Here is a 12026-nt window from a genome sequence, read left to right on the forward strand (position 1 = left end):
GGGTGATCCGAAGACTACGCTTCGGATCAATCGACTGAGTTCGGTTTCAGTGCCCGAGCACCGGATCAAATTCGCTTTCCGGGTCAGCCACCGGATCAATGACCAGAACCAGCCGCGTTTCGCCAGTACCTTCGATCGGCGGAGAACGGTGTAACAGGCCGGACCGCGGATTTTCCGGCCAAAGTGTTCCACGCAATAGGATCGGGGCACCGGTTGGCACCGTGAAAACGCGCGACGGTTCGGCCCCGTCAGGTGAAACGCCATATTGTGTGCCCGTGCCGCGATAGGTGCAGACCAAACGCGCAGTCACTGCATCGATATGGAACCTGCGGCACGCATTTGTGGTCACGACATCCAGTCGCAGCCGCAGCCATTTGGTATCCATGACATCCGCAAAGATACCCGCCAGCGCCGCAATGTCGTCGATCAGCCGCTTGCGCTCGGGGCCTTTGGGAGTTCCGGTGGCCTCACACAGCTCGAACACCGCCTGACGAACGGCATCGGGACGCAGGATCAGCCGCGTCCGGGGCAGCTGTTCCGGCGGCAATGCATTCAACCAGGATTGAAATTGCTGCAAAGGGGTTCTACGCCAGATCGCCGCCGCACACCCCGGGTGATGAAGGGTCGAAAGCCCATCCGGTGTGTCGGCAACGCCAACGCCAATGGCGCCTTCTCTGATCGTTTCGCGCACAAAACTCATGCCGCAGCCTCAGCGCGCCGCCAAATTGGGAAAGGATCCGGCAGGTCCGGTAGCTCATCGGGACCGCTGGCCGCCTTTGCCGGAAGCAGCGCCGCATCCAATCGCGCGTGCAGGGCCGTCCAATCGACACCGCTGCCGATGAACACGATCTCTTGCCGACGGTCGCCCCAGGGCTCTTGCCAGTGGGCCTGAATATAGGCCTGCGCGCTTTCATGCGTCGGGCGACGCTCTTCCGGGACAGTGGCCCACCATGTTCCCAGCGGCTGAACCGAGGACAGCGCCCCGGCAAGTGAGAATTCGGCAACCCAATCAGGTCGCGTGGCGATCCAGAAATGCCCTTTTGCCCGGATTACACCGGGCAAATCGCCGTTCAGAATCGTCAGTATCTTTTCCGGAACAAACGGTTGCCGCGCCCGATATACAAAGCTGGTGACCCCGTATTCTTCGGTCTCTGGCACGTGATCGGCGAAGCCATAAAGCTCTTTGGCCCACATTGGGTGCTCATGAGCCTTTTCAAAGTCAAAAAGACCGGTATCCAGAATTGCATCAGCGGCCACGTCCGAATGGTTGGTCTCGATGATCTTGGCATCGGCATTCAGGCTGCGGATGATCTTGCGCGCGGCATCCACACGGTCCGGGCCCGCATCGGCCACTTTGTTCAGGATGACGACATCTGCGAACTCGATCTGATCGGTCAGCAGATGCACCAAAGTGCGCTCATCCTCTTCGCCCAGAGTCTCGCCCCGGTCACTCAGAAAATCGTGGCTGGAGTAATCCGCCAGCAGATTGACCGCGTCGACCACGGTGACCATCGTATCCAGGCGCGAGACATCCGACAGGCTTTGACCTTCTTCGTCGCGAAAATCAAAGGTCGCGGCAACGGGCAGAGGTTCAGAGATACCGGTCGATTCGATCAGCAAATAGTCAAACCGCCCCTCAGCCGCCAAACGCCGGACCTCGTCCAGCAGGTCGTCGCGCAGAGTACAGCAGATACATCCGTTCGACATCTCGACCAGGGTTTCGTCGGTGCGCGACAGTTCAGTATCCGCGCGCACCAGATCGGCGTCGATGTTCACTTCGGACATGTCGTTGACAATCACGGCGACCCGGCGACCGTCGCGGTTGTTCAGCACACGGTTCAACAGGGTGGTTTTACCTGCGCCCAGAAAGCCGGACAGAACGGTGACAGGAAGGCGGGTGTCGTTCATGCAGATGATCCTTTTTATGCAGCTTCGCGACCTGGCAATTCAGGCTGGGTTAAACCCCGGTCGTCACAGTTGGATCATTCTGTTATGTTATTACGTTTCTTTTGACAAGAGCATGCTTTGAACTTACCCGCCCCAACGAAAAAAGCCGCCCCAAACGGGACGGCCTTTCATTCACTGTCTCTGTAGCAGAGGATCAGGCTGTCAGAGCAGCCTGAGCTTTGGCGACGATCGCGCCGAACGCTTCCGGTTCGTGCACGGCCAGGTCGGCCAGAACTTTGCGGTCCACTTCGATACCGGCCAGGTTCAGGCCGTTGATGAAGCGGGAATATGTCAGAGCCTCGTCATGCGAACGGACAGCTGCGTTGATACGCTGGATCCACAGCGCGCGGAAGTTGCGCTTGCGGTTCTTGCGGTCGCGGGTTGCATACTGGTTGGCCTTGTCGACGGCCTGACGGGCAACCTTGAAGGTGCTCTTGCGGCGGCCATAGTAACCTTTGGCTGCCTTGATGACCTTCTTGTGACGGGCGTGAGTTACGGTTCCACCTTTAACGCGGGACATATCGGTATCTCCTCTTAGCGGTCGTAGGGCATGTAGCCCTTGACGATCTTGGCGTCGGGGGCGGACAGGGTGGTGTTGCCACGGGCGTCGCGGATGAACTTTTTGGTCCGCTTGATCATGCCGTGCCGTTTGCCGGCCTGGCCAGCAAGGACCTTACCGGTCGCAGTCACCTTAAAGCGCTTTTTCGCGCTCGACTTGGTCTTCATCTTAGGCATTTCCGTCTCCTGTTTTCGGGTTCGGTTTCAAACGCGACTCGGCATGCCATCTCGGCCGGTCACGCAACAGATGCGCCGTTTACGCAAGTTTGGTCATACTGGCAAGGGGGTCAGGGGCAGAATCTGCGCAATTCGCGATCCCCGCAGGCACCGGGGCGACATGGGGCCGCCCCGGTGAATTCTCTTAGTGCTCGAACTTGCGGATCTCACCGCTCTGCAGGCGTTCAGAGTACGAGGCCAATTCCTGACGCACGACTTTCATCAGGAAGTAGAGCGCGAAGACGTTCACAACCGCCATGGCAAAGATCGCCGCATCCGAGAAGTCGATGACCGGGCCAAGGTTGGCCGCCGCCCCGATAACCACGAAGACGCAGAAGATGATCTTGAATACCAGTTCCTTGGTCTCACCTTCGCCAAACAGGTAGGTCCAGGCCTTCAGGCCATAGTAGGACCAGCTGATCATGGTCGAGAAGGCAAACAAAACCACGGCAATCGCCAACACATATGGGAACCAGCCAAACGCGCTGCCGAAGGCTGCCGATGTCAGGCTGACGCCCGAGTTGCCATCAACTGTCGCGATACCGCTGCCATCTTCGGTCAGCATGTAAAGACCGGTCTGCGGATCGACGATCAGCTGCTGCGTGATGATGATAACCAAGGCTGTCATCGTGCAGATCACAACCGTATCGATGAACGGTTCCAGCAGCGAAACGAAGCCTTCGGTGATCGGTTCCTTGGTCCGCACGGCCGAGTGGGCGATGGCCGCAGAACCCACGCCCGCTTCGTTCGAGAACGCCGCGCGACGGAAGCCCTGGATCAGCGCGCCAACCATGCCGCCTGCGACACCAAGCCCGGTGAAAGCGCCTGCGAAGATCTGACCAAAGGCCCAGCCGATCTGATCCGCGTGCATGATGATGATGACCAGCGCAGCCAGCACATACAAGACACCCATGAACGGCACGACCTTTTCGGTCACCCGCGCGATCGATTTCAGGCCGCCCACGATCACCGCAAAGACGATGCCCGCAAAGACCAGACCGGTGATCCAACCGGGATAGTCTCCGGTGATGCCCGCAATCTGCTGGTGCGCCTGATTGGCCTGGAACATATTGCCCCCGCCCAGCGCGCCAAGGATACAAAAGATCGAGAACAGAACCGCCAGCACTTTACCGCCCGGCAGGCCAAGCTCGGCAAAGCCTTTGGACATGTAATACATCGGACCACCGGAAACCGTGCCGTCCTCGTATTCATTGCGGTACTTCACACCCAATGTACATTCGGTGAACTTGGACGCCATGCCCAAGAGCCCCGCAACGATCATCCAGAATGTGGCGCCAGGCCCACCGATGCCGACGGCAACCGCCACCCCGGCGATGTTGCCGAGACCGACTGTACCGGACAGCGCTGTGGCCAAAGCCTGAAAGTGGCTGACCTCACCCGCGTCGTTGGGATCGGAATAGTCGCCTTTGACCAGGCTGATCGAGTGCCCGAAGAACCTGAACTGCACAAAGGCGAAATAGAGCGAAAAGACGGTCGCCGCGATCACCAGCCAGCCTACGATCCAAGGGAACCCTGTTCCCGGGAATGGCGCGAAGATGAAACTGACGAACGGACCTGTAAAATCCGCGAAAGCCTGATTGATTTTCTCATCCAGGCCAACCGCTTCCTGGGCTGACGCCGCGCCGGCTGTCAAACTTGCTGCGAAGGCAGAAAGGCTTAGTGTTTGGAACGTTTTCATGTGTCCCCTCCCTTAATTCACAACAGTGACCGGAACGTCGGCATGCATGACCAAATTCTGGGTCGAGCTGCCAAACAGGCGCTTTTTGAAACCATCCGCCGACGACCGACCCACAACGATCTGGGTTCCGCCGTTTTCAACGGTGATTTCGTTCAGCGTCTCAGCCACATCGCCATGGCGGACAATGCCGCGCGCTTCGAAACCCGCGGATTTCAGCGCCTCAACAGCGGGGTTGATCACGCGTGAGGTCGCAAGCTCAAGCTCTTCTTCCCGCCGCTTGTGCCGCAGTGCGTTTTCTTCCGGTGTTTGGAAAGTGAATGGGGACCATTCAATGACGTACACAACCAGAAGTTCACAGCTGCCAATCCGTTCTGCCAAATCCTTGGCAAAGGCAATCGCGCGCTCTCCGGTTTCTGTCCCGTCCAGTCCTATGACAATTTTTGTTGTCATCTCGTTCCTCCATTTAGGTTTGTTTGGCCGGGGCCCGTGCCCCCGGCAGGGCAGCCGGAACCTGGAACTCAAACTTGGGACTGCCCTGAGGGAAGTATCTGAAAAAAACCGAGAAATATGGAGATTTATTTGCCTATTTCTTGGGCAAACGCAACTTCCCATTGAAAACAAAGGAATCTTTCTGCCCAAGAAGGCAAAAAATCAATCTGAGACTCAGCTTTTTGTGGCGCGCCGATCAAAAATCAGCCGGGATCGGTGTTGTAGATCAAACGTTCATCACATGGGGCGATGCGCAGAATATTGGTTGTGCCCGGCACGTTGAACGGGACCCCCGCTGTCACCACGATCTGGTCCGTTTCTGCGGCAAATCCGGCCGCCCGGGCCGCGCGTGCGGCATTGACGACCGCACCTTTGAAACGCTCAAGTTCCGGCGTCAGAACGCAATGGCAACCCCAGCTCAGGCATAGCCGGCGCGCTGTACCTCTCGTGGTTGTCATCGCAATGATTGACACGCCGGGCCGTTCCCGTGCGGTCAGCAGAGCGGTGGTGCCGCTTTGGGTGAAACAGCAGATCGCCTTGATATCTGTCTTTTCCGCAATCTCGCGCGCAGCAGCAACAATACCGTCCGCCACCGTTGTTCCCGTGGTTGTCCGCGAGGCGGAAATGATCTGGTCATAAGTGGGATCGGCCTCGACCTCGATCGCGACCTTGTTCATCGTTTGCACGGCCTCGATCGGATACGAGCCCGCTGCGGATTCCGCGCTGAGCATGATGGCATCCGTACCTTCGTAGATCGCAGTGGCCACATCCGATACTTCGGCGCGCGTCGGCATCGGGCTTTCGATCATGCTTTCCAGCATCTGGGTGGCCACGATCACCGGCTTTGCTGCCGCTCGGCACCGGCGCACAAGGCGTTTCTGGATCGGGGGCACGGCGGATACGGGCAATTCAACGCCCAGATCACCGCGCGCGACCATGATGCCATCCGATGCGTCGAGAATTTCGTCAAACGCCTCAACAGCGGCCGGTTTTTCGATCTTGGACAGGATCGACGCCCGGCCATCCGCCAACGCGCGCGCCTCAAAAACATCCTTGGCGCGCTGCACAAAACTGAGCGCCAGCCAGTCGACACCAAGTTGGCAGACGAATTCCAAATCATCCCGGTCCTTTTCCGACAGCGCAGCCAGCGGCAGGATCACATCCGGGACGTTGACACCTTTGCGGTTCGAGATGGTTCCACCCACCTCAACAGTGCAGTTGGCAAAGTCCGTGCCACAATCCGAAACGATCAGGCGAATTTTACCGTCATTCACAAGCAGACGCGCGCCGGGTTCCAACGCCGCAAAGATTTCAGGGTGCGGCAGACAAACGCGGTTTGCATCCCCTTCGGCCGGGTCCAGATCCAGGCGGAAGGCATCGCCTTCATTCAGCTCTTCAGCCCCATTGGCAAACACACCGACCCGCAGCTTGGGGCCCTGCAAATCCGCAAGAATCGCTATCGGGCTATCCAGATCCTTTTCAACCTGTCGGATGATCCGATGCCGTTCGCGGATTTCGTCATGGCTTCCGTGGCTCATGTTCAGGCGGAAAACGTCTGCACCGGCCTCGTGCAGGGCACGGATAGTATCATAGTCGTTGGACGCCGGACCAAGCGTCGCCACAATTTTCACTTTTCTCAGGCGTCGCATTGGTGTTGCTCTCCTCAACCCGTCGATGTTACCGCAAACAGCGTCAAGGCTGCTTATTGCGCAATTCCCTTTCTGAGGCAACTGCCCTAAACCTGCGACAAACAAGATGACAGGCTTATGACTTACACCCCCTTTTTTGTTCACGGCGCGGATCGACCCTCACGTTGGCTGATCACGTGCGATCATGCGACCAATGCGGTGCCACCGGATATTTGCGATGGCGATCTTGGCCTGTCGCGCGAGGATATGGAGCGTCACATCGCCTATGACGTTGGCGCCTATGAGGTCTCCAAGCATTTGGGCGAGGTGCTGAATGCGCCGGTCATTGCCGCAAATTTCTCGCGTCTCGTGATCGACCCCAACCGGGGAGAGGATGATCCGACCCTGCTGATGAAGCTCTATGATGGCTCAATCATACCCGGCAACCGTCACGCAGATACGGCCGAACGTGAGCGGCGGTTGAACATGTGTTACCGCCCGTATCACAACGCCCTGGCACAAATGGCGGCGTTGCCGCACGCGGTGATCATTTCGATGCATTCCTTCACCCGGCAATTGCGCGGACGCGAACCGCGCCCCTGGCATGTCGGTGTATTGCATACCCCGGACGATAGGTTTGCATGGCCCCTGATCCAACGGCTTGAGGCCGAAGGCGACCTGTGCGTCGGCGTCAACGAACCCTACACCGGAGTTCTGCCCGGTGACGCAATTGACAGGCACTGCACCCGTTTCGGCCGCCCCAACGCCTTGATCGAACTACGCAATGACCTGATCGCGGATCACGCGGGTCAACGGGCCTGGGCAGAACGGTTAGCGGTCATATTAGAGGATGCCCTGAACGCAAGCGGTCTCTGACCAAGTTGAAAACTGCCCAAAGGGACGCTAGGTCGAAGCCAAAGCCGCACATATTCGGAGCTCTGCCATGGACCAACAAACCGAAATCGAACTTCAGGCCGCCGCATTTCGCCGTCTGCAAAAGCATCTGATGCAGGATCGCACGGACGTCCAGAACATCGACATGATGAACCTGGCCGGGTTCTGCCGTAACTGCCTGTCGCGATGGTATCAGGAAGCGGCCAATGAAAAAGGCATCGAGATGGGCAAGGATGAGGCCCGTCAGCTATTCTACGGCATGACCATGGATGAGTGGAAAGCCAATTATCAAACCGAGGCCAGCGCCGAAAAACAGGCCGCGTTTCAAACGGCTTTTGAAGAAAACGTGGTCAAGAAAAGCTGACGCATAAAAAAGCCCGCCGGTCTGGCGGGCTTTGGTTCAGATGGCGGCCTTGCGGCTTTCGTCCAGGTAAATCTCGCGCAACCGTTTGGCGATAGGGCCCGGCGTGCCATCGCCCAGCGCCACGCCGTCAATCTCGACCACAGGCATGACAAATGCACTGGCCGAGGTGGTGAACGCCTCGTCCGCCTCTTTGGCTTCGTCGATGGTGAACAGGCGCTCTTCCACTTCCATCTGCGCCTCTGCCGCCATCCGCAAAACCGCCTTGCGGGTGATTCCGTGCAGAATGTCGTTGGACAGCGGGCGGGTGACGATCTTGCCGCCTTTCACAAAATAGGCGTTGTTGCTGGTGCCTTCGGTGACAAAGCCATCTTCGATCATCCAGGCATCATCGCACCCGGCGGCTTTGGCCATCATCTTGCCCATCGACGGATACAGCAACTGCACCGTCTTGATGTCGCGACGGCCCCAGCGAATATCGTCGATCGAGATGATCTTGGCGCCTTTTCTGGCGGCCGGGCTGTCAGCCAGTCCAGGCTTGTTCTGCGTGAACAGAACCAGCGTCGGTTTGGTATCCGCAGATGGGAACGCAAAATCCCGGTCCCCATCGCTGCCGCGCGAAACCTGCAGGTAAACGAGACCCTCAACGATCTCGTTCAACTCAACCAGCTTGCGATGAATCTCAAGCAGCTCATCCTTGCTGCACGGTTCGGCCATCTGCAATTCGTCCAGCGACCGCTTGAGGCGCACTGCGTGACCTTCAAAGTCGATCAGCTTGCCGTCCAGAACGCTGGTCACCTCGTATACGGCATCCGCCATCAGGAACCCGCGGTCGAAGATCGACACCTTGGCCTCGGTTTCGGGCAGGTATTCGCCATTTACATATACGGTTCGGGTCATGTTGTGCCTCCTCAGCCCCAAAGCGCTGCCGCGGGCGCGTGCACTCCGGCGTCGTCAAAAATCAGCGGGGTATCGCGGTCTTCGGCCAACAGAAGCGGGCCGTCAAGGTCCGTTACCATCGCACCCTGCGCCAAAAGGGTCGCAGGCGCCATCGCGAGTGAACTGCCGACCATGCAGCCCACCATGATCCTGTACCCTTCGGCCAGCGCCTGTTCGCGCAGGGCCAGCGCCTCTGTCAGACCGCCGGTCTTGTCCAGCTTGATGTTAACAACATCATATTTGCCTTTCAGTTTGGGCAGGCTGGCGCGGTCATGACAGGATTCGTCGGCACAGACGGGCACAGGCCGCTCTAACCCGATCAGCGCTTCATCGCCGCTGGCGGGCAGAGGTTGTTCCACCAAAGCCACGCCCAGCCTGACCAGATGCGGTGCCAGATCGGCATATACCTCAGCCGACCAGCCTTCGTTCGCGTCGACGATAATCTTCGCTTTTGGTGCACCGGCACGCACCGCCTCAAGCCGCGGCATGTCATCCGGTGTTCCCAACTTGATCTTCAACAGCGGTCGATGCGCATTGGCCGCTGCCTGAGCCTGCATCGCCTCAGGCGTGTCGAGCGACAAGGTATAGGCGGTGATCTCAGGTTCAGGTGCTGGAAGCCCTGCCAAATCCCAGGCGCGTTGCCCGGCCCGCTTGGCCCCCAGATCCCACAAGGCGCAATCCACGGCATTGCGCGCTGCACCTGCGGGCAGCAGCTCCATCAGCGATGTACGGGTGAATTCAGCGGGCAGCCCGGTGATTTCAGCCTCAACCGAGTCGAGCGTCTCGTCATAGCGCGCGTAAGGAACGCATTCGCCCCAACCCTGATGCACCCCGTCTGATACCCGTACGGTCAGCACCTTCGCCTCGGTCCGCGACCCGCGCGAAATCGTAAAGATCTGAGCCAGCCGGAATACATCACGAGAGACGTCGATCTGCACGTGCCCACTCCTTCATCTTTTCTAAAATACTCCCGCCGGAGGCATACCCGGCAGGAACCTTTGATCACATCGCGGCCAATGCGTCGACCAGTTTACCGGCCCCAAAACGATACGGGTCAGTGGCAGGAATTCCCATCTCGGCTTCGACTTTGGCAATGTAGGCTAGCGCCTCTTCCTCGCCCAGATGCTGCGTATTGATCGACACGCCCGCAACCTGGCAGTCCGGGTTCGCGACACGTGCCATCGGCAGCGCGGTGTCGCGCAGTTGCTGCAAGGTTGGCAGAGAATATTCGGGCAATCCGCGCATATGGGTTCGGGTGGGTTCATGACACAGGATCAGCGCATCCGGCTGGCCGCCATGGATCAAGGCCATGGTGACGCCGGAATAAGAGACGTGAAACAGCGATCCCTGGCCTTCGATGTGGTCCCAGTGGTCCGGATCATTATCCGGCGTCAGATACTCAACCGATCCGGCCATGAAATCCGCGATGACCGCGTCCAGTGGAACGCCCTGCCCTGTGATCAGGATGCCGGTCTGGCCGGTGGCCCGAAAGGAAGACTTCATGCCGCGCTGGCGCATTTCGGCATCCATAGACATCGCGGTGTACATCTTGCCTGCCGAACAGTCGGTCCCAACGGCAAGGCAGCGTTTGCCTGTGCGTTTCTTGCCATTGGCAATCGGGTAGCCAACCGTCGGCACGCGTACATCGTGCAAGGTGCACCCATGGGTCTGTGCCGCTGCAACCAGATCGCCTTCGTCACGCAGCAGATTATGCAGGCCCGAAGCCAGATCATAACCCATTTCCAGCGCGGCGATCAAAACCGCTTTCCAGGACTCGCTGATGACGCCGCCCCGGTTTGCAACGCCGATCACAAGCGTCTTTGCACCCGCGGCCTTGCCCTCGGCCAATGTCATTTCTGTCAGACCCAGATCCGCCTTGCAGCCGGTCAGGCTGATTTGCCCCACGGCGTTTTCAGGACGCCAATCCCGGATGCCAATTGCCACTTTGGCTGCCAGCAGGTCGGACGCGTCGCCCAAAAACAGCAGATACGGTGTTTCGATCATCGCGCTACTCCCTTTGATTCTGACTAAAATTAGTGAACAGGTCTGACGAGTGTCTTGCTTTTTTCGGGCACAACTGGGGATTCAGAAGAAAATCTTGCGCGATTCTCTTAAACCTCGCAAAATTCTTCGAAGTTTTTAAATTGATTAATCTTTAATCACCACAAGCCCGGTCGGACCATTGCACCTCGCTGCACCTGCAATGCTGCGATTGCACAAAGGCGCTTGCCTAGGCCTGCGCAATTTAATATCCAACAACAAACGAAAATCGCAACTTCATTACCAAACCGAGGGCTTCATGAGTTTCCGTATCCAACCTGCCGCGCCGGCGCGCCCCAATCGCTGCCAATTGTTCGGCCCGGGATCCAATACCAAACTGTTCCCGAAAATGGCCGCCTCGGATGCGGATGTCATCAACCTCGACCTTGAAGATTCGGTCGCGCCGTCAGACAAGGACGTGGCCCGCGCCCATGTGATCCAAGCGCTGAACACGGTCGATTGGGGGACCAAATACATGTCGGTTCGCATCAACGGGCTGGATACATCCTATTGGTATCGCGACGTTGTGGATGTCCTGGAACAGGCTGGTGATCGCCTGGACCAGATCATGATCCCCAAGGTCGGATGTGCAGCGGATGTCTACGCTGTTGACGCGCTGGTAACTGCGATTGAACGCGCCAAGGGCCGGACCAAGCCGATCTCGTTCGAGGTGATTATCGAATCTGCCGCAGGACTGGCCCATGTAGAAGAGATCGCAGCCTCGTCGCCTCGCCTGCAAGCCATGAGCCTCGGGGCCGCGGATTTTGCAGCCTCGATGGGCATGCAGACCACGGGCATCGGCGGGACGCAGGAAAACTACTACATGCTGCGCGAAGGCGAAAAGCACTGGTCCGACCCCTGGCACTGGGCACAGGCCGCGATTGTCGCAGCCTGTCGAACCCATGGTGTGCTGCCGGTTGATGGCCCGTTCGGCGATTTCTCGGACGACGAGGGTTACATCGCGCAAGCCAAGCGTTCTGCCACGCTGGGCATGGTCGGCAAATGGGCCATTCACCCCAAGCAGATTGCCCTGGCCAATCAGGTATTCACCCCCTCGGATGAGGCCGTATCCGAGGCGCGTGAGATTCTGGCTGCGATGGAGCAAGCCAAAGCGAATGGCGAGGGCGCAACGGTTTACAAAGGCCGATTGGTCGACATCGCGTCGATCAAACAGGCCGAAGTTGTGGTCGCGCAGGCGGAATTGATCGCCGCGAACAGTTGATCAATCAGGGCCCCTGCACGGGGCCCGATCGAA

13 protein-coding genes are annotated in these 12026 nt (G+C 58.4%); 3 read left to right on the plus strand and 10 right to left on the minus strand.

The features are described 5' to 3' along the window. Positions 1–46: 46 nt before the first annotated feature. The 7 genes from ACR0AG_RS18755 to pyk all read right to left on the minus strand — a co-directional run bounded on the left by ACR0AG_RS18755 (position 47) and on the right by pyk (position 6558). Positions 47–700, minus strand: a complete 654-nt coding sequence (locus ACR0AG_RS18755; RefSeq protein ID WP_480841762.1) for a DUF1826 domain-containing protein — start codon at positions 698–700, stop codon at positions 47–49. Further along, complete coding sequence (locus tag ACR0AG_RS18760; RefSeq protein ID WP_480841763.1) at positions 697–1908, minus strand: GTP-binding protein; 1212 nt, start codon at positions 1906–1908, stop codon at positions 697–699. The genes ACR0AG_RS18755 and ACR0AG_RS18760 overlap by 4 nt, the downstream gene beginning before the upstream one ends. A 193-nt stretch (positions 1909–2101) precedes the next feature. Next, complete coding sequence (gene rplT / locus ACR0AG_RS18765; protein WP_152457001.1) at positions 2102–2467, minus strand: 50S ribosomal protein L20; 366 nt, start codon at positions 2465–2467, stop codon at positions 2102–2104. Positions 2468–2481: 14 nt separating this feature from the next. Then, on the minus strand, positions 2482–2682 hold the full coding sequence (gene rpmI / locus ACR0AG_RS18770) for a 50S ribosomal protein L35 (RefSeq protein WP_010443552.1): 201 nt from the start codon (positions 2680–2682) through the stop codon (positions 2482–2484). A 184-nt stretch (positions 2683–2866) separates the two neighbouring features. After that, on the minus strand, positions 2867–4420 hold the full coding sequence (locus ACR0AG_RS18775) for an alanine/glycine:cation symporter family protein (RefSeq protein WP_480841766.1): 1554 nt from the start codon (positions 4418–4420) through the stop codon (positions 2867–2869). A gap of 12 nt (positions 4421–4432) precedes the next feature. Continuing rightward, positions 4433–4870, minus strand: a complete 438-nt coding sequence (locus ACR0AG_RS18780; RefSeq protein WP_480841768.1) for a universal stress protein — start codon at positions 4868–4870, stop codon at positions 4433–4435. A gap of 242 nt (positions 4871–5112) precedes the next feature. After that, positions 5113–6558 (minus strand): pyruvate kinase, encoded by a 1446-nt coding sequence (gene pyk / locus ACR0AG_RS18785; RefSeq protein ID WP_480841770.1) that lies wholly within the window; start codon positions 6556–6558, stop codon positions 5113–5115. Between the two features lie 117 nt (positions 6559–6675). On the opposite strand from pyk, the gene ACR0AG_RS18790 reads away from it, so the two are divergent. Both ACR0AG_RS18790 and ACR0AG_RS18795 read left to right on the plus strand, forming a co-directional pair. Continuing rightward, positions 6676–7413 (plus strand): N-formylglutamate amidohydrolase, encoded by a 738-nt coding sequence (locus tag ACR0AG_RS18790; protein ID WP_480841772.1) that lies wholly within the window; start codon positions 6676–6678, stop codon positions 7411–7413. Between the two features lie 67 nt (positions 7414–7480). Then, positions 7481–7795 carry a DUF1244 domain-containing protein gene (locus ACR0AG_RS18795; RefSeq protein WP_480841774.1) on the plus strand — a complete coding sequence of 105 codons (315 nt, stop codon included), beginning with the start codon at positions 7481–7483 and terminating at the stop codon, positions 7793–7795. A 36-nt stretch (positions 7796–7831) separates the two neighbouring features. Here ACR0AG_RS18795 and ACR0AG_RS18800 read toward each other — a convergent pair whose 3' ends face one another. The 3 genes from ACR0AG_RS18800 to dgcN all read right to left on the minus strand — a co-directional run bounded on the left by ACR0AG_RS18800 (position 7832) and on the right by dgcN (position 10735). After that, positions 7832–8692 carry a D-amino-acid transaminase gene (locus ACR0AG_RS18800; RefSeq protein WP_480841776.1) on the minus strand — a complete coding sequence of 287 codons (861 nt, stop codon included), beginning with the start codon at positions 8690–8692 and terminating at the stop codon, positions 7832–7834. A gap of 11 nt (positions 8693–8703) precedes the next feature. Beyond that, a complete protein-coding gene (gene dgcA / locus ACR0AG_RS18805) occupies positions 8704–9669 on the minus strand; it encodes an N-acetyl-D-Glu racemase DgcA (RefSeq protein WP_480841778.1) in 966 nt (321 codons plus the stop codon). A gap of 64 nt (positions 9670–9733) precedes the next feature. Continuing rightward, positions 9734–10735 carry an N-acetyltransferase DgcN gene (gene dgcN, locus ACR0AG_RS18810; protein WP_480841780.1) on the minus strand — a complete coding sequence of 334 codons (1002 nt, stop codon included), beginning with the start codon at positions 10733–10735 and terminating at the stop codon, positions 9734–9736. A 295-nt stretch (positions 10736–11030) separates the two neighbouring features. On the opposite strand from dgcN, the gene ACR0AG_RS18815 reads away from it, so the two are divergent. Beyond that, positions 11031–11993, plus strand: a complete 963-nt coding sequence (locus ACR0AG_RS18815) for an L-malyl-CoA/beta-methylmalyl-CoA lyase (RefSeq protein ID WP_480841783.1) — start codon at positions 11031–11033, stop codon at positions 11991–11993. The last annotated feature ends 33 nt before the right edge of the window (positions 11994–12026 follow it).

Source organism: Ruegeria sp. H6, assembly GCF_056532975.1.